The following is a 21782-nucleotide window of genomic DNA, read 5'->3' on the forward strand; positions in this document are numbered from 1 at the left end:
TATGGGGCATGCAAGTCTCATCCTCCACCTCGGCTTCCGCCTCGGGAGCCGCTTCATCCTCCGGCGGCAATGACATCGCTGCGTTGCAGCGCAAGCTCAAGGAGCTGCAGCAGGCGCTCAAGGAAGTGGCCTCCGAGAACATCGACGCCAAGGCCAAGCAACAGAAGTCCAAGCTGCTGCAGACGCAGATCATGATGGTGCAAAACCAGATCGAGGCGCTGATGCGCGCCAGGCAGCAGGCCCAGCTCGACAAGCAGCGCGAGCAGCAGCAGGCGGCCGAGGCGCCATCGCAATCCCCATCGAAGGGCGGCAAGGCGCCCGGGCTGGGCGGCGTGGTCGACGTCTACGTCTGATCCAGTGAGATGGCCCGTGTTTTCACGGGCCGTTTTTCAAGGCATTCAATGTAACTTACATGAAAATGCCGTTCGGACTTTGAAAGGGTTGGCTCTGCAACACGGATGGGGAAGGGGGCTTGCCTGCGGGGCGGTAGCCGCGAGCGTCGCAACTCCTATGGAACTTATTGATTTTTGACTCTCAAGAAACCGGCGGTTGCTACCGATAAGGCAAGCAATGTGACTGCCTGGATGCGATAGCGATGGCCTATACCGATGGCGTCACGGGGACAGAGGGATCTGCGATGAAAAAACTCGGCGATGTGCGTATCGGTACCCGGCTTACCGGTGTTTTTCTTGTTCTGCTGATCTGCCTGATGGCCGTGGGCGCCGTCGGCGCAAGGGCGCTGGGCCATGTGTTCTCGGGCACGCAGACCATGTACCAGGACCGCGTGGTTCCGCTCAAGCAGCTCAAGCAGATTGCGGACGCCTACGCCGTCAACGTCATAGATACGGTCAACAAGGCGAATGCCGGCCTGATCACGGCGCAGGAGGCAGCGGCGAGCATTTCCGGCACGCTGCCCGCGATCGACGCGGCCTGGCGCAGCTATTCGTCCACACAGCTGACCTCGCAGGAGGCCGTGCTGGCCAGCCAGGCGCAGGCGCTGTTCGCACCTGCCAACCAGAGCATCGACCGGCTGCTGCAGCGGCTCAAGACGCTGGATGGAAAAAGGGCCGGCAGCCTGGACGAGTTCGATGGCGCGCTGTATGCCAGCGTAGACCCCATCAGCGCCAAGATCGGCGAACTGGTGGAGCTGCAGCTCAAGGCATCCGAGGATGTGTATGCGGACTCCCGCCAGGTCCTGGCGCAGTCGCAGATGCTGATCTACGGCTTTGTCGCGGCCGCTGTCATCCTCGCCGTGGCGCTGGGCTATGTGGTCACGCGCTCCATCACCGTTCCCCTGAAGTCCGCCGTGGAGGTGGCCCGGCACATCGAGCAGGGCGATCTGGCTTCCGAGATCCAGGCCACGGGGCGCGACGAAGTCGGCGACCTGCTGCGCTCCATGAGTGCCATGCGCGAATCGCTGGCCAGCATCGTTGGCGATGTGCGGCGCGGGGTGGAGTCGGTGACCACGGCATCCAGCCAGATCGCCGCAGGCAACCAGGACCTGAGCAGCCGCACCGAACACCAGGCCTCCAGCCTGCAGGAGACGGCGGCCTCCATGGAGCAGCTGGCAGGCAATGTGGGCCAGAGTTCGGAGAATGCGCGGCAGGCCAGCGCCCTGGCCGTGCGTGCCAAGGAGGTGGCGGGCGTGGGCGGTGGCACTGTCGCCAGGGTCGTGGACACCATGGACGAAATCTCGGCTAGCAGCGGAAAGATTGCCGAGATCACGGGCGTCATCGATTCCATCGCCTTCCAGACGAATATCCTGGCGCTCAACGCAGCGGTGGAGGCCGCGCGGGCGGGCGAGCAGGGCAGGGGGTTTGCCGTGGTGGCCGGAGAAGTGCGCTCCCTGGCCCAACGCAGCGCCGCAGCGGCGCGTGAAATCAAGGCGTTGATCACGGCCTCCACCGAGACGGTGCGAATGGGCGGCAACCAGGTCCGGGAAGCCGGCAAGGCCATGGACGCCATCGAATCCCAGGTGCGCGAAGTGGCGTCGTTGATCGAGGCCATCTCGGCCGCCAGCGTGGAGCAAAGCGGCGGCCTGGGACAGATCAGCGAGGCGGTCTCCCAGATGGACCAGGTCACGCAGCAAAACGCTGCCCTGGTGGAAGAGTCTGCCGCCGCAGCTGCCAGCCTGGAGCGACAGGCCCGCGTGCTGGCCCAGGCGGTGGCCACGTTCAGGATCAGCGAGTTCAAGGAGATCGGCATGGCGCCCGCCGGCAGGGCATTGGCCGCTGCCTGAAGCGGGCAAGGCAAGAGCGCGGACAGGGCGCTCTTGCCTTCTTTCTGATCAATTCAATGTAACTTACATAAATCAATTTTCAGATCAGAAATAAGGAAAGCCGCCGTTCTCCGGCGGCGGCTTGTCAAGGGCTGGGGGTCACCCCGCGCTGTTGCGGCCTTGCCAGCGCTCGGCGGGCTTGGTGTACATGGCGGCAATCTGCGATTCAAACCGCGCCATGAGGTTGTTGCGCTTGAGCTTGAGGGTGGGCGTCATCAGCCCGTTCTCAATGGTCCAGGGGTCCAGTTCCAGGTGCACGGCACGGGGGACCGCATAGCGGGCAAAGCTGGCCACCTGTTTCTCGATGCGGGCCAGCGCTTCACGCTCGGCGGCGGCGTGGTTCAGGCTCTTGGCATCTTCGGGATCCAGGCCCAGGCGCTGGGCCATGGCCTGCCATTCACCACGCTCGATGACGGCCACGGCGGCGATGAAGGGGCGGTCTTCGCCCACGACAAAGACCTGGGTGAAGAACGGGTCGCCGGTGATGGCCAGCTCCAGGTCGGCCGGTGGAATCTTCTCGCCGGTGGAGGTGACGATGATTTCCTTGATGCGGCCCTGGATGCGCACGCGCCCATCCTCGATCACGGCCTGGTCGCCGGTGCGCAGCCAGCCGTCGTCTGTGAAGGTCTTGGCGGTGTCTTCGGGGCGTTGCCAGTAGCCCCGCATCACGCAGGGCCCGCGCACCTGCAGTTCCCGATTCTCGCCAATGCGCACTTCCACGCCCGGCAGGGCGCGGCCCACGGTGGCCGGGTGGTTGTCCTCCAGCGTGTTGGCGCAGACCACGGGCGAGGTCTCGGTCATTCCGTAGCCCTGGATCAGCGGCAGGCCCAGGCCGAGAAAACAGCGCGCAATCGTGGGCGACAGCGGCGCGCCACCGCTCACGGCCACGCGCACACGCCCGCCAAACTGGGCCAGCAGCGGCTTGGCCACCAGATGGTTGAGCACGGGCCAGGGCAGCCATTGCATCCAGCCCGGCACGTCGGGCTGGGGCGCCTGCGCATCGGCAATGCCTTGTGTTTCACAAAAGCGTTGCCAGCCCCTGGCCTGGGCCAGTTCGAACAGCTGGGCCTTGAGCGGTGCGCGCGCCAGCGCCTCCATGACCTTGGCGTGCACGCGCTCGTAGATGCGCGGCACGGAGACCAGCACCGTGGGACGCTGGGTCTTGAGATCCTCGGCCAGCTGAGCCACGGAGCGCGAATAGGCCACGCAGGCGCCCACGGCCATCGCCAGGTAGTAGCCTGCCGTGCGCTCGAAGGTGTGCGACAGCGGCAGGAAGGACAGGAAAACATCATCGCTGCGCGGCAGCAGCCGCTGCATCACGGCCTGTACGTTGGAGACCACGTTGCGGTGCGTGAGCATCACGCCCTTGGGCTTGCCCGTGGTGCCCGAGGTGTAGACGACGGCGGCCAGGTCCTCGGCAGAGGGAGGCGGGGGCAGGGGGACTGCGCCGCCCTCAGCCAGCCATTGGGCCAGCGGTTGCACGGGGATCTGCCGCAGGGCCTCCAGGACGGCGGCATCGCCTTCGGTTTCAGGCTCTGCGGCCCGGGAAGCCGGCTTGGCCGATGCCACGACCACCTTGCGCAGCGCGGGCAGGGCCTGGCCCGTGGCGCAGATCTTGTCCCAGGTGGATTGCTGTGCCACGAACAGCATGGACACCTGGGCATTGGCCAGGATGTAGGCAATGCTGCCTGCGTTGTCTATGGAATGCAGGGGCACCGGCACATGGCCGCAGCGCAGGCTGGCCAGGTCGATGGACATGGCATCCAGCCCGTTGGGCAAAAGAATGGCAATGCGCGAGCCCGGTGCCAGCTCCTGCACGGCCAGGGCCTGCGCCCACAGGGCCACGCGCTCGCCGGTCTGCGCCCAGTTCAGGGACTTCCAGCTGCGCGCATCCTCGTCATAGGCCCGATAGGCCTCGCCTGCGGGCGTCTGCTGCACGCGCAGGGCCAGCATTTCCACCAGGGTGGCGGCCGTGGCCATGCTTGCATCGGCAGGCAGGCTCATGGCCAGGGAAGGGGCGCGGGCTGGATCTTGGATGCTCATGCGAAGAGGTGCGGACCGAAGTGGATGGTGCCGCTGATGATAGCTGCCGGTTACCGCAGGCCCCGGCGTCAGCTTCGGACATGTGCGGAGTTGGCGGCGAGGTTTATGCTGCACTGCAGCGTTCTCGGGCGATGCGCCTGAAGCGAACCAGGAGCCGCATGCCCGCCTACGTCGCCACTGTTGCCCAGCCAGCCAGGGTTCAGATGAACCCGAGTTCAGGACGCTGCAGCCAGACCGTTCCTGAAGTGCTGACGCATGGCCTGCGCGGCGGCCGCGCCATCGCGGCGCAACAGGGCCTGCATGACGGTCTCGTGCTCGGCCAGCGAGTCCTCGATGCGGCCCTGCTTGAACAGCGACTTGTGGCGGTTGAGCTTCATGACCTTGCGCAGGTCGGCCACCAGCTGGTTGCGCCAGCGGTTGTCGGCGATCTGCAGCAGCTGCATGTGAAAGCTCTCGTTGAGCTCGAAGAAGCGGTCTGCATCGCGCATCTGCGCCTTGAGTTCCTCATGGGTCTGCTGCAGGGCGGCAAGTTCCTCATCGCTGCCCGATTCGGCCACGACCTGCACGGCATCGGATTCCAGCAGGCTCAGCAGGTGATAGACATCGGCAATGTCCTTGGACGACACCTCGGTCACATAGGCGCCACGGCGCACCTTCATGGTCACCAGGCCCTCGGCGGCCAGCACCTTCAGGGCCTCGCGCAGCGGGGTACGGCTGATGCCGTATTCCTCGGCAATCTTCAGTTCGTCGATCCAGTCACCAGGCGCCAGTTCGTGCGCGAAGATGCGCAGGCGCAGCTTCTCTGCCACCTGTTCGTAGAGCGCGCGGGGAGTGAGGGTGTTTGTCGACATGTGGCCCGGATTGTATCGGCAAAGATATTTTGAATGAATAATTATGAATGATGTAAACTGCGGCAGCTCTGGGGCATGCCCTCAAGGGCACCTGTCATTCACGAGCCTGAGAACATGAGACAAGACCATCCGACAGCGCAGAACGGCCAGGAATTCGCAACTGCCGACCTGCAGAAATGGGCCCAGGCGGCCGCCAAGGCCGCTCCAGGGGGCGACATCCAGGCACTGCACTGGACCACGCCCGACGGCATCGACGTCAAGCCGCTGTACACGGCGGCAGACACGGCGGATCTGCCCCATACGGATAGCCTGCCAGGCTTCGAGCCCTACATCCGCGGCCCCCAGGCCACCATGTACGCGGGCCGGCCCTGGACCATTCGCCAGTACGCGGGCTTTTCCACGGCCGAGGAGTCCAACGCCTTCTACCGCAAGGCGCTGGCCGCCGGCGGGCAGGGCGTGTCGGTGGCTTTCGACCTGGCCACGCACCGGGGCTACGACAGCGACCATCCGCGTGTCACGGGCGACGTGGGCAAGGCCGGCGTAGCCATCGATTCGGTCGAGGACATGAAGGTGCTGTTCGACCAGATCCCGCTGGACAAGATCAGCGTGTCCATGACCATGAACGGCGCCGTGCTGCCCGTGCTGGCCGGCTACGTGGTGGCGGCCGAGGAGCAGGGCGTGGCCCAGGACCAGTTGTCGGGGACCATACAGAACGACATCCTCAAGGAGTTCATGGTCCGCAACACGTATATCTACCCGCCCCAGCCGTCGATGCGCATCATCGGCGACATCATCGAGTACACGAGCAAGAACATGCCCAAGTTCAACTCGATCTCGATCTCGGGCTATCACATGCAGGAGGCGGGCGCCAACCAGGCGCTGGAACTGGCCTTCACGCTGGCCGACGGCAAGGAGTACGTCAAGACCGCCACGGCCAAGGGCATGGATGTGGACGATTTCGCGGGCCGGCTGTCCTTCTTCTGGGCCATCGGCATGAATTTCTATCTGGAAATCGCCAAGATGCGCGCGGCCCGCCTGCTGTGGTGCCGCATCATGAAGGGCTTCGGCGCCAAGAAGGCCAAGAGCCTGATGCTGCGCACGCACTGCCAGACTTCGGGCTGGTCGCTGACCGAGCAGGACCCCTACAACAACGTGGTGCGCACGACCATCGAGGCCATGGCCGCCGTCTTCGGCGGCACGCAGAGCCTGCACACCAACAGCTTTGACGAAGCCATCGCGCTGCCCACCGAGTTCTCGGCCCGCATCGCGCGCAACACGCAGCTGATCATCCAGGAAGAGACCCACATCACCAATGTGATTGACCCCTGGGCCGGCAGCTACATGATGGAAAAGCTGACCCAGGACATGGCCGACGCCGCCTGGAAGATCATCGAGGAGGTCGAGGCCATGGGCGGCATGACCGCCGCCGTGGATTCGGGCTGGGCCAAGCTCAAGATCGAGGCCGCCGCCGCCGAGAAGCAGGCGCGCATCGACTCGGGCAAGGACGTCATCGTCGGCGTCAACAAGTACAAGCTGGCCAAGGAAGACGCCATCGACATCCTCGAGGTGGACAACGTCAAGGTGCGCGACAGCCAGATCGCGCGCCTGAACCAGATCAAGGCCAGCCGCGATGCCGCCAAGGTCGAGGCCGCCCTTCAGGCCCTGACCCAGGCCGCCGAAAGCGGCGAGGGCAACCTGCTGGACCTGTCCATCCAGGCCGTGCGCCTGCGCGCCACGGTGGGCGAGGTCTCGGATGCGCTGGAGAAGGTTTTCGGGCGCCACCGCGCCGATACGCAAAAGGTGACCGGCGTGTATGCAGCAGCCTACGACTCGGCCGAGGGCTGGGAAAAGCTCAAGGGCGAAATCGACGCATCGTCCGAGCAATTGGGCCGCCGCCCGCGCGTGATGATCGCCAAGCTCGGCCAGGACGGCCATGACCGCGGCGCCAAGGTGGTGGCCACGGCCTTTGCCGACCTGGGCTTCGACGTGGACATGGGCCCGCTGTTCCAGACGCCCGAGGAATGCGCGCGCCAGGCCATCGAGAACGACGTGCACGCCGTGGGCGTGTCCACGCTGGCGGCAGGCCACAAGACCCTGGTGCCGGCCATCATCGAGGAACTGCGCCGCCAGGGCGCGGACGACATCATCGTCTTCGTGGGCGGCGTGATTCCCGCGCAGGACTACGACTTCCTCTACAACGCCGGCGTCAAGGGCGTCTATGGTCCGGGCACACCCATCCCGGCCAGCGCCAAGGACGTACTCGAGCAGATCCGCCAGGCCAACAGCCTCTGAGCCCGCCGCAGTGACTCCCGAGCAAATGCAAGACGGCATCCTGAACGGCAACCCTGCCGTTCAGCGCCGGGCGATGGCCAAGGCCATCACCCTTTTGGAATCCACGCGCACGGATCACCGCGCTGCGGCCGATGGGCTGCTCACGGCCCTGCTGCCGCATACGGGCGGGTCTTTCCGCCTGGGCATCAGCGGCGTGCCGGGCGTGGGCAAGAGCACCTTCATCGAGACGCTGGGCCTGTTCCTGATTGGGCGCGGCCTACGGGTGGCGGTGCTGGCCATCGACCCATCGTCCACCGTGTCTGGCGGCTCCATCCTGGGCGACAAGACGCGCATGGAGCAGTTGTCCGTTCATCCGGATGCCTACATCCGCCCCAGCCCCAGCAGCGGCACACTGGGCGGCGTGGCCGAGAAAACCCGCGAGGCCATGCTGGTCTGCGAGGCGGCTGGCTACGATGTGGTCATCGTCGAGACCGTGGGCGTGGGCCAGAGCGAGATCGCCGTGCAGGGCATGTGCGACATGTTCTGCCTGCTGCAACTGCCCAATGCGGGCGATGACCTGCAGGCCATCAAGAAGGGCGTGATGGAGCTGGCCGACCTGGTCGTCATCAACAAGGCCGACATCGATCCCCATGCCGCCACGCGCGCGCAGGCCCAGATCACCTCCAGCCTGCGCCTGCTGGGCATGCACGGCAATCCCGAGCACGCCCACCATGACGAGCGCCTGTGGCAGCCCAGGGTCATCACCATCAGCGCGCTCAAGCAAGAGGGCGTTGACGGCTTCTGGAGCGCGGTGGAGGAATTCCGCCGCCTGCAGCAGGCCAACGGGCGCCTGGCGCTGCGCCGCGAACGCCAGGCGCTGTCCTGGATGTGGGAGCGTATCGACTCCGGCCTCAAGCAGGCCTTCCGGCAGCATCCGCAGGTGCGGGCGCTGCTGCCCCAGCTGCAGGCCGACGTCGCAGCAGGGCGCATCGCGGCCAGCACGGCCGCCAGAAATCTGCTGCAGGCGCAGGCCGGCCCCGTGGCGGCGCCGCAGTGACGGCCGACAAGACAAGACCAGACAAACCTTACCGTTAGACGTTAGAGGAATCGCAGCATGCAAGACATCCTGGATCAACTGGAGACAAAGCGCGAACAGGCCCGCCTGGGTGGCGGCCAAAAGCGCATAGATGCACAGCACAAGAAGGGCAAGCTCACGGCGCGCGAGCGCATCGAGCTGCTGCTGGACGACGGCACCTTCGAGGAATGGGACATGTTCGTCGAGCACCGCTGCACCGACTTCGGCATGGAAGACAGCAAGATCCCCGGCGACGGCGTGGTCACCGGCTACGGCATGATCAACGGCCGCCTGGTCTTCGTCTTCAGCCAGGACTTCACCGTCTTCGGCGGTGCGCTGTCCGAGACCCATGCCGAGAAGATCTGCAAGGTCATGGACCAGGCCATGAAGGTCGGCGCCCCCGTGATCGGCCTCAACGACTCGGGCGGCGCCCGCATCCAGGAAGGCGTGGCCTCGCTGGGCGGCTATGCCGACGTGTTCCAGAAGAACGTGCTGGCCAGCGGCGTGGTGCCGCAGATCTCCATGATCATGGGCCCCTGCGCGGGCGGCGCCGTGTACTCGCCGGCCATGACCGACTTCATCTTCATGGTCAAGGACAGCAGCTACATGTTCGTCACCGGCCCCGAAGTGGTGAAGACCGTGACGCACGAGGAGGTCACGGCCGAGGAGCTGGGCGGCGCCATCACCCACACCACGCGCAGCGGCGTGGCCGACATGGCCTTCGACAACGACGTGGAGGCGCTGATGATGCTGCGCCGCCTCTACAACTACCTGCCGCTGAACAACCGCGAGAAGGCGCCCGTGCGCTACACCTCGGACCCCGTGGACCGCGCCGACAAGTCGCTGGATACCCTGGTGCCCGACAACGCCAACAAGCCCTACGACATGAAGGAGCTGATCCTCAAGACCGTGGACGACGGCGACTTCTTCGAGTTGCAGCCCGACTACGCCAAGAACATCCTCACGGGCTTTGCACGCATGGACGGGCAGACCGTGGGCATCGTCGCCAACCAGCCCCTGGTGCTGGCCGGCTGCCTGGACATCAAGAGCTCCATCAAGGCCGCGCGCTTCGTGCGTTTCTGCGATGCCTTCAACATCCCCGTGGTCACCTTCGTGGACGTGCCCGGCTTCATGCCCGGCACCAGCCAGGAGTACGGCGGCATCATCAAGCACGGCGCCAAGCTGCTGTACGCCTATGCCGAGGCCACGGTGCCCAAGATCACCGTCATCACGCGCAAGGCCTACGGCGGCGCCTATGACGTGATGGCCTCCAAGCACCTGCGCGGCGACGTCAACCTGGCCTGGCCCCATGCCGAGATCGCCGTGATGGGCGCCAAGGGCGCCGTGGAGATCATCTTCCGCGAGGACAAGAACGACCCCGCCAAGCTGGCCGCGCGCGAGGCCGAGTACAAGGCCCGCTTCGCCAACCCCTTCGTGGCGGGCGCGCGCGGCTTCATCGACGACGTGATCCAGCCGCACGAGACGCGCAAGCGCATCTGCCGCTCGCTGCAGATGCTCAAGAACAAGCAGCTGGAAAATCCGTGGCGCAAGCATGGAAACATCCCCTTGTGAAGCACCCCCTGAGCGGCTCCGCCGCTTCCCCCTCTCTAACTCGCTTCGCGAGGGAGGGGGACGACACCCTCGGTGCGGGGCGGCCCTTCCTCGGTGTCCCTCGCGTTGGTCGCGCCGGTTACTGACAGTGCTGGCGAAGCGCAAAACAGGGACAGCGAAGCTGACGACAGCTCCGGTTCCCATGATTTAGTTCCAAGAATGGGCTAAGAAGATGTTCAAGAAGATCCTGATTGCCAACCGCGGCGAGATTGCCTGCCGCGTCATCGCCACCGCCCGCAAGATGGGCATACAGACCGTGGCGGTGTACTCCGATGCGGACCGCGAGGCACGCCACGTCAAGCTGGCCGACGAGGCCGTGCACATCGGTGCCGCTCCCAGCCGCGAGTCCTACCTGCAGGCCGACCGCATCATTGCCGCCTGCAAGCAGACCGGCGCGCAGGCCGTGCACCCAGGCTATGGCTTCCTGTCCGAGAACGAGGCCTTCGCCCGGCGCGTGGAGGAAGAGGGCATCGCCTTCATCGGCCCCAAGCACGCGGCCATCGCGGCCATGGGCGACAAGATCGCCTCCAAGAAGCTGGCCGACAAGGCGGGCGTGAGCACCATCCCCGGCTACAACGATCCCATCGCCGGCCCCGAGGCCGCCGTGGAAATCGCCAAGGGCATCGGCTACCCCGTGATGATCAAGGCCAGCGCCGGCGGCGGCGGCAAGGGCCTGCGCGTGGCCTACAACGACAAGGAAGCCTTCGAGGGCTTTGCCAGCTGCCAGAACGAGGCACGCAACAGCTTCGGCGACGACCGCATCTTCATCGAGAAGTTCGTGCAGGAGCCGCGCCACATCGAGATCCAGGTGCTGGGCGACGGCCACGGCAACGTGATCTACCTGAACGAGCGCGAATGCTCCATCCAGCGCCGGCACCAGAAGGTGATCGAAGAGGCGCCGTCCCCCTTCATCAGCGACGCCACGCGCCGCGCCATGGGAGAGCAGGCCGTGGCCCTGGCCAAGGCCGTGGGCTACCAGAGCGCGGGCACGGTGGAGTTCGTGGTGGGCAAGGACCAGGATTTCTACTTCCTGGAAATGAACACCCGCCTGCAGGTGGAGCACCCGGTGACCGAGTGCATCACCGGCCTGGATCTGGTCGAGCAGATGATCCGCGTGGCCGCTGGCGAGAAGCTGGCCATCGCGCAGGAAGACGTCAAGCGCGATGGCTGGGCCATCGAGTGCCGCATCAACGCCGAGGACCCGTTCCGCAACTTCCTGCCGTCCACCGGCCGCCTGGTGCGCTTTTCGCCGCCCGAGCAGACCATGTGGCAGGCCGACACCGGCCACCTGCACGGCGTGCGCGTGGATACGGGCGTGTATGAAGGCGGCGAAATCCCGATGTTCTACGACTCGATGATCGCCAAGCTCATCGTGCACGGCAGCGACCGCAACGACGCCATCGCCAAGATGCGCGAGGCGCTCAACGCCTTCGTGATCCGGGGCATCAGCTCCAACATCCCGTTCCAGGCCGCGCTGCTGGCCCATCCCAAGTTCAAGAGCGGCGAGTTCAACACCGGATTCATTGCCGAGCATTACGCCCACGGCTTCCACGCCGAGGATGTGCCGCACGGCGACCCCGACTTCCTGGTCGCCCTGGCAGGCCACATGAACCGCCGCTACCGCGCGCGCGCCGCCACCATCAGCGGCCAGATGCGAGGTCATGAGCTCAAGGTCTCGGCCGACTACTGCGTGGTCGTGCTGGGGGCCGATGGCAAGCACCAGTACCGCGAGGTGCAGGTTTCCGACTTCGACGCGGAAAGCCGCGCCAGCACCGTCACCGTGGACGGCAAGCCCTACACCTTCCGCAGCGAGACGCCGATGCGCGCCATGTGCGTGCAGGGCAGCTGCAACGGCAAGCCCTTCACGGCGCAGGTCGAGCGCGGCACGGCCAGGAACCCGCTGGCCCTGCGCGTCATCCACAACGGCACGCAGATCGACGCCCTGGTGCTGTCGCCGCGCGGCGGCGAACTGCACCGGCTCATGCCCTACAAGGCACCGCCGGACCTGTCCAGGTTCCTGCTGTCGCCCATGCCGGGCCTGCTGGTGGACGTGGCCGTGCAGCCGGGCCAGAAGGTGCAGGCCGGCGAAAAGCTGGCCGTGATCGAGGCCATGAAGATGGAAAACATCCTGTTCGCGTCGCAGGACGGTGTGGTCAGCAAGATCAGCGCCGGCAAGGGCGACTCGCTGGCCGTGGACGATGTGATCCTGGAATTCGAGTGATATCCGCGTGATTCCTGCGCCGCAGGCGTCGACCAGAGAAAAGGCCGGGCAGCAGACCCGGCCTTTTTATTTCCACTGTCGCTTCAACTGCTTTGCCGCACCACCAGCTCATATCCCAGATCCAGGCTGTGCAATGGCAAGGCCTCGCCGCGCATCAATTGCAGCAGCATGCGCGCGCCTTCGGTTCCGATATGGCCGCGCGGCGTGCGGATGGTGGTCAGTGGCGGCACCATCTGGTCGCTGCCGGGCAGGTCGTTGAAGCCGGCGATGGCGATCTGCTGCGGCACGCGGATGCCGCGGCGCAGGGCTTCGAGCAGAGCGCCCTGGGCGATGTCATCGTTGCAGAAGAAGAGGGCATCGACGGATGGATCCAGCCGCAGGGCGGCGTCCAGCAGCTCGGCGCCCAGCGCCATCGAAGTGGGGCGGGGCCACAGCAGTTCCAGGGCCGGGTCGTGCAGGCCCGCATCCTGCAGGGCCTGGCGGTAGCCAGAGGCGCGCTGCATCACGCGGGCATCGAGCTGGCCTGCGCAAAAGGCAATGCGCTTGTGCCCGCGCTCCATCAGATGCCGCGTGATGGCGGCTCCGGCTTCGGCCTGCGAAAACCCCACGCTGGGCGTGCCCGGCTCGCCGCCCAGCTCCATCAGGTGCACGCAGGGCACCTTGCTGGCCTGCACGAGTTCGCGCGCAGCGGGACTGCGGTCAAAGCCGGTGAGCAGCAGGCCGGCAGGGCGCATGGGCAGGTAAGTGCGCAGCAGTTGCTCCTCTTCGGCCCGGTCATAGTGGGTCACGCCGATCAGCGCGTGGTAGCCGGCGGCGAACAGCACCTTGTGCACAGACTCGATCAGGTCCACGAACAAGGTGTTGGACAGCATGGGCACCAGCACCAGCACTTGGGCGCTTTTCTGGGAGGCCAAAGCGCGCGCGGCAGGGTCGGGCACGTAGCCCATGCGCGCGGCGGCGGCGCGGATTTTCTCGACCAGGGCCGGGTCCACGCGCCGCTCGCCGCGCAGGGCCCGTGAGACCGTCATGGGGCTGACGCCGGCAGCCTGTGCCACATCGCTGAGCGTGATGCGTCCGCTGGCCCGCGAGGAGCGGGCGCGGCCCGTGGCGGGCAGGGCCGGATCGGAAGGATCGGCGCAGGACGATTCTGGAGATGCAGGCGGAATCTGGCGGGCCAAGGGAATGTCCTAGGTCGGTGGCGAGAGGGTTGGAGATTATGATAGCGCTATCCCAATCATTCGAAGGCCCGCAGTCCTGCGTGTAAACCCGGACGAAGGCCTCTGAAGCACACCGAAATCCAAGGCAGACCCTGGTCTGCCAATTTTTGCAAGAACATGGATAGCGCTATCCCAACAACAACCGACGCCACCGCCGCAGGCAGCCGCCCACGGGCGCTGGTCGTCATGGGCGTTTCCGGCTGCGGCAAGTCGAGCGTGGGGCAGGCCCTGGCCGATGCCCTGGGCTGGACCCTGCACGAGGGCGATGCCCACCATGCCGAGGAAAGCATCCGCAAGATGCAGGCGGGCATCCCCCTGACCGACGACGACCGCAGCGGCTGGCTGGACCGGCTGGCACGGCTGCTGGCCCAGGCCATGCCGGGGCAGGGCGTGGTGCTGACCTGCTCGGCCCTCAAGCGCAAGTACCGTGACCGCCTGCGTGCCGCCGGTCCGGCCGGTGCCGTGGGCTTCGTTTTTCTGGACCTGGACTACGGCACGGCGCTGCAGCGCGTGCAGGAGCGCGCCGGCCACTTCTTCTCTCCCGAGCTGGTGGCCAACCAGTTCGCCACGCTGGAAAGCCCGGCAGGCGAGCGCGCCGTGCTGTCCGTGGACGCCACGCTGCCGCTGGCCGACATCGTGCACCGCGCACAGGACTGGCTGGTCCATCCGGCGCCGCAGGCCGCCCCTCTCTCCCAGAACCCATAACGCCAGGAGACAAAAACCATGCAATCCGATTCCCCCGCAGTCCGGCCCAAGCCGCGCCTGCAGCACTTTGCCGAGGTGCTGATGGTGCTGGCCCTGGCCGGCATGGTCATTGCCGTGTTCGTCAACGTGGTGCTGCGCTATGTGTTCCACACCAGCATCGTTTCCTATGAGGAAATCTCGCGCTTGCTCTTCGTCTGGCTGGTGGCCATTGGGGCCATCGTGGCCGCTTTTGAGGGCAGCCACCTGGGCTTCGACCTTGTGACATCCCGCGTGGGCCCTGGCGCGCGCAAGGTGTTGTTCTGGGTGTCGCAGGCGCTGGTCCTGGTCTGCATGGGCCTGCTGCTGTGGGGCTCATGGGCCCAGGTGCAGGCCGGGCTGAACAGCTACAGCACGGTGCTGGGCTACCCGCTGGCCCTGGGCGCTGCGGCCACCCTGGTGCTGGCCGTGGGCCTGCTGTTGGTGTCGCTGCGCGACCTGCGCCGCGGCGCGCCGGCAGAAAACCATGGCGAGACTTCGGTCGAGTAAGGAGCAGGCACCATGGTTGTGACCCTGATCTTTCTGGCCGTGCTGATCGGCGGCATGGTGATCGGCATGCCCATTGCCCAGGCGCTGGTGTTGACCGGCGTGGCGCTGATGTGGCATCTGGACTTCTTCGACTCGCAGCTGCTTGCGCAGAACCTGCAGGCCGGCTTCGACAACTTCCCGCTGCTGGCCGTGCCTTTCTTCATCCTGGCGGGTGAGCTGATGAACGCGGGCGGCCTGTCGCGCCGCATCATCGACCTGGCGCGCGCCTATGTGGGCCATATCCGTGGCGGCCTGGGCTACGTGGCCATTGGCGCCGCCGTGCTGCTGGCCTCGATGAGCGGCTCGGCCATTGCCGACACCGCCGCCCTGGCCACCATCTTGCTGCCCATGATGCGCGAGCAAAAGTACCCCGACAGCTACAGCGCGGGCCTGCTGGCCTCGGGCGGCATCATTGCGCCCATCATTCCGCCGTCCATGCCCTTCGTGATCTACGGCGTGACGACCAACACCTCGATCAGCAAGCTGTTCCTGTCGGGCGTGGTGCCGGGCCTGATCATGGGCGTCTTCCTGATCTTTGCCTGGTGGTCCATCGCCCGCAAGTTCGACCTGTCGCGCGGCGAACGCATGGCCTGGGGCCCGCGTCTGAAGGCACTGGCCAAGAGCTTCTGGGCCATGATGATGCCGGTCATCATCCTGGGCGGCCTCAAGGGCGGCGTGTTCACGCCCACCGAGGCGGCCGTGGTCGCAGCCGTCTACGCGCTGTTCGTGTCCATGGTGATCTACCGCGAGATGACATGGAGCCGTCTGTACGCCGTGTTCCTGGCCGCCGCCAAGACCACGGCCGTGGTCATGCTGCTGTGTGGCGCCGCCACGGTGACGGCCTACATGATCACCCTGGCCGACCTGCCCAACATGCTGGCCGACAGCTTCTCCGGCCTGCTGGGCAACCCCATGCTGTTCATGGCCACGATGATGCTGTTCCTGCTGGTGGTGGGCACGGCCATGGACCTGACGCCGACCATCCTGATCTTCGGCCCCGTGTGCGCGCCGCTGGCCGTCAAGGCGGGCATCGACCCCATCTACTTCGGCTTCATGTTCATCTACGTGGGCTGCATCGGCCTGATCACGCCGCCCGTGGGAACGGTGCAGAACGTGATTGCCGGCGTGGGCCGGCTGCGCATGGAGACCGTGATCAAGGGCACGAACCCGTTCCTGATGGTCTATGTGCTACTTGCCGTGCTTTTCGTGATTTTTCCGCAAATCATCCTGGCCCCTCTGCGCTGGATGCACTGACCCCCCACTACAACCCAAGGAGATGAACATGCGTATTCCCTTTGCACTCGCCGGCCTGATGGCCGCCATCACCACGCTGGCCGCCACGGGCCAGGCCATGGCCCAGGACTTCAAGCCGCGCATCGTGCGCTTCGGCTACGGCCTGGTCGATGACTCCAACCAAGGCCGCGCGGCGCGCTTCTTTGCCAAGGAGGTCGAAAAGGCCACGGGCGGCAAGATGAAGGTGCGCGCCATCGGCAATGCCTCGCTGGGATCGGACACGCAGATGCAGCAGGCGCTGATCGGCGGTGCCCAGGAGATGATGGTCGGCTCCACCGCCACCCTGGTCGGCCTGTCGCCCGAGATGGCGGTCTGGGACACGCCGTTCCTGTTCAGCAGTACCAAGGAGGCCGACGCCGTGCTCGACGGCCCCGTGGGCGAGAAGGTCAAGGCCACGCTGGAGCCCAAGGGCATGGTGGGCCTGGTCTACTGGGAGAACGGTTTCCGCAACCTCACCAACAACAAGCGCCCCATCGCCAAGCTGGAAGACCTGGCCGACGTGAAGCTGCGCGTGATGCAGAACAACGTCTTCCTCGACAGCTTCAAGGCCCTGGGCGCCAACGCCGTGCCGCTGCCGTTCTCCGAACTGTTCACCGCGCTGGAAACCCGCGCCGTCGATGGCCAGGAAAACCCGTTCAACACCGTGCTGTCCAGCAAGTTCTACGAGGTGCAGAAGTACCTGACCATCTCCAACCACGTCTACAGCCCCTGGATCGTCACCGTCAGCAAGAAGTGGTGGGACACGCTGACACCGGCCGAGAAGAAGGTGCTGCAGGACGCCGCCGTCAAGAGCCGCGAGTTCGAGCGCAAGGACACGCGCGAGGAAGCGGCCAAGGCCCTGGCCGATATCAAGACCAAGGGCATGCAGGTCAACGAGCTGCCCGCCGCCGAGGTGGGACGCATGCGCGACAAGCTCGCCACGGTCAATGCCGGCATTGCCAAGACCGTGGGCCAGGGTACCTGGGATGAGGTACAGGCCGCCGTCAAGCAGGCGCGCGCAGTGAAGTAAGCTTCGATTCAGGGCCGGACGCACCTGGGAGGGATGCCCCGGCCGACATCCACCAAAAAGACAACGCGACACAGAGAAAACGCGCATCAGCGCATCCGCAGGACACCCCATGAGCACCATCCACCCCATCGTCGACCAGGTCACGCGCCGCATCCGCGAGCGCAGTGCCGAATCACGTGCCGCCTACCTGGAACAGGTGGACGCCATGGCCGCGCGCCCGCCCGGCGCGCAGTCCATGGGCTGTGCCAACGTGGCGCATGCCTTTGCGGGCATTCCAGGCGGCGACAGGATACGCATCGTCGAGGAGAAGGCGCCCAACGTCGCCATCGTCACCGCATACAACGACGTGCTGTCGGCCCACGCACCGCTGGCCCGCTATCCCGACATCCTCAAGGACGAGGCACGCAGGCTGGGCGCCACGGCGCAGGTCGCCGGCGGCGTACCCGCCATGTGCGACGGCGTGACCCAGGGCGCGCCCGGCATGGAGCTGAGCCTGTTCAGCCGGGATGCCATTGCCATGGGCACGGCCATCGCGCTCTCGCACGACGTATTCGACGCCGCGCTGATGCTGGGCATCTGCGACAAGATCGTGCCGGGCCTCTTGATCGGCGCCCTGCATTTCGGGCACCTGCCCACGGTCTTCGTGCCGGCCGGACCCATGACCTCGGGCCTGTCCAACGGCGACAAGGCCAAGGTGCGCGAACAGGCCGCGCAGGGCCTGGTGGGCCGCAAGGAGCTGCTGGCCGCCGAATCGGCTGCCTACCATGGCGAAGGCACCTGCACCTTCTACGGCACAGCCAACAGCAACCAGATGCTGCTGGAGGCCATGGGTCTGCACGTGCCGGGCACGGCCTTCATCAACCCGGCCGACGGCGAGCGCGAACTGCTCACGCGCGAGGCCATGCGCAGCGTGCTGGCCATCACCAGGAACAAGCGCTTCGCCCCCATCGGCCGCGTGGTGGACGAGCGCTGCATCGTCAACGCCATGGTGGCCCTGCTGGCCACGGGCGGCTCCACCAACCACCTGATCCACTGGGTGGCGGTGGCGCGCGCTGCGGGCATCACCATCGACTGGAACGATTTTTCCGAGCTCTCGGGCGTGGTGCCGCTGCTGGCCCGCGTCTATCCCAATGGCAGCGCCGACGTGAACCAGTTCCAGGCCGCAGGCGGTCCGGGCTATGTGATCGGCCAGTTGCTCAAGGCCGGCCTCATGCATGGCGATGTGCTCACCGTGCGGCCCGATGGCCTGCAGGAGTTCGCGCGCATTCCGGCCGTGGACAACGGCCAGTTGGCCTGGCACGCGGCCGAAGTCTCCGGCGACCTGTCCGTGCTGCGCCCGGCCGATGCGCCCTTCAGCGCCACGGGCGGGCTCAAACTGCTGTCCGGCAACCTGGGGCGCAGCGTGATCAAGGTCAGCGCCGTGCCCGAGGACCGCCATGTGGTCGAGGCGCCCGCACGCGTCTTCGACTCTCAGGAAGCGCTGCAGCAGGCCTTCAAGGCCGGCGAACTGGACCGCGATGTCATCTGCGTTGTGCGCTGGCAGGGGCCGCGCGCCAATGGCATGCCCGAGCTGCACAAGCTCACTCCGCCCCTGGCCGTGCTGCAGGGCAAGGGCTACAAGGTGGCCCTGGTCACGGACGGCCGCATGAGCGGCGCCTCGGGCAAGGTGCCTGCGGCCATCCACGTCTCGCCCGAGGCCTGCGTGGACGGGCCGCTGGCGCGCCTGCGCGATGGCGACCTGGTGCGCCTGGACGCCGTGGCCGGCACCCTGGCCGTGCTGGTCGATGAATCCGAATGGCAGCAACGCCTGGTGGCCACCATGCCCCGGGCGCTGCGCCAAGCCAATGGCCGGGGTTTCGGCCGCGAACTGTTTGCCGGATTCCGGCGCCACGCGCTCAGCGCAGAAGAGGGAGCTTGCACATGGATCAACGACTGACGGCCTTGGAGCTCATGCAGGACGCGCCGGTCATCCCGGTCATCGTTCTCAACGACCTCGCGCATGCCGTTCCCATGGCCCAGGCCCTGGTCGCGGGCGGCATCCGCGTGCTGGAGGTCACGCTGCGCACGCCCCAGGGCCTGACCAGCATCGAGGCCATTGCGCGCGCCGTGCCCGAGGCCATCGTCGGCGCCGGCACCGTGCGCAGCGCAGCCGATGCGCGCGCCTGTGCCCATGCCGGCGCGCGCTTTGCCGTGAGCCCCGGCTACACCAGCGCACTGGGCCAGGCCTGCCAGGACCTGCAGCTGCCGCTGCTGCCCGGCGTGGCCACCAGCGGCGAGATCATGGCCGCCCAGGCCGACGGCTTCAACGAGCTGAAATTCTTCCCAGCCGTGCAGGCGGGCGGCACGGCCATGCTCAAGGCCTGGCAGGGTCCGTTCGGCGATGTGCGCTTTTGCCCCACGGGCGGCGTGTCGCCAGCCAATGCCCAGGAGTTCCTGGCCCTGAAGAATGTGGTCTGCGTGGGCGGCTCCTGGCTGGTGCCCACGGATGCGCTGGAGCAGGGCGACTGGAGCCGCATCACGGCGCTGGCCCGCCAGGCCAAGGCTCTGCGCAAAGCCTGACGAAAGGGCCGGTGGGACGCAGCGGGGCGCTGCGGCACAATCGTCGCCCTCCAGCCAGACGAGAAGCCAGACGAGAAGGCCGCCGCCATGATGAAGATCGACTCCACCACCGTGCAGCTCGTGCTGGCCATTGCCGAGGAGGGCAGCATCTCGCGCGCTGCCGACCGGCTGCAGCTGGCGGTGGCGGCGGCCTCGCGGCGGCTCAGTGATCTGGAGGCCCAGCTCGGCACGCGCCTGTTCAAGCGACAGCCCCATGGCGTGCAGGCCACCGAGCCCGGCCTCAAGCTGCTGGCCCATATCCGTCAGATCGGCAACCTGGTCGATCGCCTGGAGGGCGATGCCCAGGCCCTGGGCCGCGGCCGTGACGGCCGCATCATCATCGGCGCGCCCAAGTCGGTCATCCTGCAGTTCCTGGCCGCCGACATCGCGGCCACCCAGCGCCGCTATCCCCACATCACGCTGCAGGTGATGGAAGAAAACAGCCGCATCGTCCAGCAACTGCTGCGCGACAAGGTCATCGACATCGGCATCTTCGAGAAAACCAGCGGATTCGTGGACCTGCCGCGCGCCGACTACCGGCGCGACAGCCTGGTGCTGGTCTACAGCCGCAGGCATTTCAGCTTCGGCGACCAGCCCGTGGAGCTGGACCGGCTGCTGGAGTGCCGCATCGTCAGCCTGGGCCGGGGCTCGGCCATCCTGAATGCCCTGCGCCGTGCCCATCACAGCCGGGGCAGGGTGTTCCGCAATGATTTCACGGTCAGCGGCTTCGACACCATGCTGGCCCTGGTGCGCGAAGGCCTGGGCGTGGGCCTGATGCCGCCAGGCGTGCTGCGCAGCTTCCACCCCGGGCCGGAGCTGGGCTGGGCCGCGCTGGAAGGCGACTGGCACGAGCGCAGCTATGTGCTGTCCTTCATCGAAGGGCAGGCCCAGCAACAGGCATTGCACAACGTGGTGGCGGCGCTGCTGCATCCCGCCTCCGAGGCGAACTGAGAGCGTCACGGTTTCGCATATGGCGAAACCAGGCATGCGTTCCACAGGCTTGCGGCGAATCCGGCGCGCGGCGACAGTGGCTGCACAACAACGATGTGCAGGAGACAGACATGAGACGCCGCGACTTCATCGCGGCCGGCGCCGCCGCGCTGGCCGCTCCCTGGGCAGGGGCCTCGCCCCCGGGCTCCGACCTGCCCAAGGGCCCCGTCAAGATCCTGGTGGGCTGGGCGCCCGGTGGCGGCACCGATGTGTTCGCGCGCATCGTGGGCCAGAAACTGTCCGAGGTCTGGGGCCGGCCCGTGGTCGTGGAGAACAAGCCCGGTGCCACCGGCTCGCTGGCGGCCGAGTACTTCGCCAGGACGCGCTTCACCGAAGGCATCAACCTGCTGATGGCCCATGTGAACACCCATGCCATCTCGCCGCAGATCTTCAGGTCCATCACCTATGACCCGCTCAAGGACTACGCGCCCATCGCCCTCATCGGCGCCACGCCCCACATCCTGGTGACCAGCAGCAGGAACAGCCATGGCTCGGTGCAGGAGGTGGTGGAGCTGTGCCGCAAAAGCCCCGGCAAGATCAGCTTCGGCTCGTCGGGCACGGGCTCGGTACAGCACCTGGCGGCCGAAATGTTCAACATGGCGGCCGGCGTCAAGAGCATCCACGTGCCCTACAAGGGCTCCGGCCCCATGCAGACCGACCTCATCGGCGGCCAGATCGACTTCAGCTTCGACACCATGACGGCCGCCACCGCCCAGGTGCGCGCCGGAAAAATGCACGGCATCGCCCAGACCCGCGTGAACCGTGCCAAGGGATTCCCGGCCATGCCCACCATGGACGAGCAGGGCTTCAAGGGCTTCGATGCATCGAGCTGGTACGGCGTGGTGGGTCCGCGCGACATGTCCCGCGACCTGGCACTGCGCATCAATGCCGACATCAACCGCGTACTGGCCATGCCCGACGTGGTCAGCCGCTTCGACGGCTATGGCGTGGAGGACGGCGGCGGCTCCGTGGACAAGTTCGCGGCCTTCATGGCTGCCGAATACAGGAAGTGGGGCGACGTGGTGCGCGCTGCAAAAATCACCGAAGAAAGCTGAG

At 66.5% G+C, this 21782-nt stretch carries 17 protein-coding genes; 14 read left to right on the forward strand and 3 right to left on the reverse strand.

Going from position 1 to position 21782, the window contains the following annotated elements:
* The first annotated feature begins 8 nt into the window (after positions 1-8).
* Both AC5I49_RS04325 and AC5I49_RS04330 read left to right on the forward strand, forming a co-directional pair.
* Positions 9-353 carry a FlxA-like family protein gene (locus AC5I49_RS04325; RefSeq protein WP_016446047.1) on the forward strand — a complete coding sequence of 115 codons (345 nt, stop codon included), beginning with the start codon at positions 9-11 and terminating at the stop codon, positions 351-353.
* A gap of 284 nt (positions 354-637) precedes the next feature.
* Complete coding sequence (locus tag AC5I49_RS04330) at positions 638-2239, forward strand: methyl-accepting chemotaxis protein (protein ID WP_495788889.1); 1602 nt, start codon at positions 638-640, stop codon at positions 2237-2239.
* A gap of 138 nt (positions 2240-2377) precedes the next feature.
* Here the strand turns inward: AC5I49_RS04330 and AC5I49_RS04335 are convergent, their stop codons facing one another.
* Both AC5I49_RS04335 and AC5I49_RS04340 read right to left on the reverse strand, forming a co-directional pair.
* A complete protein-coding gene (locus AC5I49_RS04335; RefSeq protein ID WP_495788890.1) occupies positions 2378-4321 on the reverse strand; it encodes an AMP-dependent synthetase/ligase in 1944 nt (647 codons plus the stop codon).
* A gap of 215 nt (positions 4322-4536) precedes the next feature.
* Positions 4537-5172 (reverse strand): GntR family transcriptional regulator, encoded by a 636-nt coding sequence (locus AC5I49_RS04340; protein ID WP_016446050.1) that lies wholly within the window; start codon positions 5170-5172, stop codon positions 4537-4539.
* 114 nt (positions 5173-5286) lie between these two features.
* Between AC5I49_RS04340 and scpA the strand changes: the two genes are divergently transcribed.
* The 4 genes from scpA (at position 5287) to AC5I49_RS04360 (ending at position 12350) form a co-directional block, all read left to right on the forward strand.
* Positions 5287-7464: a methylmalonyl-CoA mutase gene (gene scpA / locus AC5I49_RS04345; RefSeq protein WP_016446051.1), complete on the forward strand. Its 2178-nt coding sequence runs from the start codon at positions 5287-5289 to the stop codon at positions 7462-7464.
* Between the two features lie 25 nt (positions 7465-7489).
* Positions 7490-8500 carry a methylmalonyl Co-A mutase-associated GTPase MeaB gene (gene meaB, locus AC5I49_RS04350; protein ID WP_046238533.1) on the forward strand — a complete coding sequence of 337 codons (1011 nt, stop codon included), beginning with the start codon at positions 7490-7492 and terminating at the stop codon, positions 8498-8500.
* 57 nt (positions 8501-8557) lie between these two features.
* On the forward strand, positions 8558-10090 hold the full coding sequence (locus AC5I49_RS04355) for an acyl-CoA carboxylase subunit beta (protein ID WP_016446053.1): 1533 nt from the start codon (positions 8558-8560) through the stop codon (positions 10088-10090).
* A 211-nt stretch (positions 10091-10301) separates the two neighbouring features.
* Complete coding sequence (locus AC5I49_RS04360) at positions 10302-12350, forward strand: acetyl-CoA carboxylase biotin carboxylase subunit (RefSeq protein ID WP_016446054.1); 2049 nt, start codon at positions 10302-10304, stop codon at positions 12348-12350.
* Between the two features lie 83 nt (positions 12351-12433).
* Here AC5I49_RS04360 and gntR read toward each other — a convergent pair whose 3' ends face one another.
* Positions 12434-13528, reverse strand: coding sequence for an HTH-type transcriptional regulator GntR (gene gntR / locus AC5I49_RS04365; RefSeq protein ID WP_016446055.1), 1095 nt, complete (start codon positions 13526-13528; stop codon positions 12434-12436).
* Positions 13529-13684: 156 nt separating this feature from the next.
* On the opposite strand from gntR, the gene AC5I49_RS04370 reads away from it, so the two are divergent.
* The 8 genes from AC5I49_RS04370 (at position 13685) to AC5I49_RS04405 (ending at position 21781) form a co-directional block, all read left to right on the forward strand.
* Positions 13685-14272 carry a gluconokinase gene (locus AC5I49_RS04370; protein ID WP_370690597.1) on the forward strand — a complete coding sequence of 196 codons (588 nt, stop codon included), beginning with the start codon at positions 13685-13687 and terminating at the stop codon, positions 14270-14272.
* Positions 14273-14290: 18 nt separating this feature from the next.
* Positions 14291-14797 (forward strand): TRAP transporter small permease, encoded by a 507-nt coding sequence (locus AC5I49_RS04375; protein ID WP_016446057.1) that lies wholly within the window; start codon positions 14291-14293, stop codon positions 14795-14797.
* Between the two features lie 12 nt (positions 14798-14809).
* Positions 14810-16090 carry a TRAP transporter large permease gene (locus tag AC5I49_RS04380; protein ID WP_016446058.1) on the forward strand — a complete coding sequence of 427 codons (1281 nt, stop codon included), beginning with the start codon at positions 14810-14812 and terminating at the stop codon, positions 16088-16090.
* Positions 16091-16118: 28 nt separating this feature from the next.
* The gene (locus AC5I49_RS04385) at positions 16119-17138 is read left to right on the forward strand and encodes a TRAP transporter substrate-binding protein (RefSeq protein ID WP_016453430.1); all 1020 of its coding nucleotides are present in this window, start codon (positions 16119-16121) and stop codon (positions 17136-17138) included.
* 109 nt (positions 17139-17247) lie between these two features.
* Positions 17248-19074, forward strand: coding sequence for a phosphogluconate dehydratase (edd, locus tag AC5I49_RS04390; protein WP_495788891.1), 1827 nt, complete (start codon positions 17248-17250; stop codon positions 19072-19074).
* Positions 19059-19697, forward strand: coding sequence for a bifunctional 4-hydroxy-2-oxoglutarate aldolase/2-dehydro-3-deoxy-phosphogluconate aldolase (locus AC5I49_RS04395; protein WP_133073874.1), 639 nt, complete (start codon positions 19059-19061; stop codon positions 19695-19697). The genes edd and AC5I49_RS04395 overlap by 16 nt, the downstream gene beginning before the upstream one ends.
* An 87-nt stretch (positions 19698-19784) precedes the next feature.
* Entirely contained in the window at positions 19785-20687 is a 903-nt protein-coding gene (locus AC5I49_RS04400) for a LysR family transcriptional regulator (RefSeq protein ID WP_046238537.1), read from the forward strand.
* A 110-nt stretch (positions 20688-20797) separates the two neighbouring features.
* Positions 20798-21781: a Bug family tripartite tricarboxylate transporter substrate binding protein gene (locus AC5I49_RS04405; protein ID WP_151019682.1), complete on the forward strand. Its 984-nt coding sequence runs from the start codon at positions 20798-20800 to the stop codon at positions 21779-21781.
* The last annotated feature ends 1 nt before the right edge of the window (position 21782 follow it).

The sequence above is a fragment of the Delftia sp. genome (assembly GCF_059499305.1).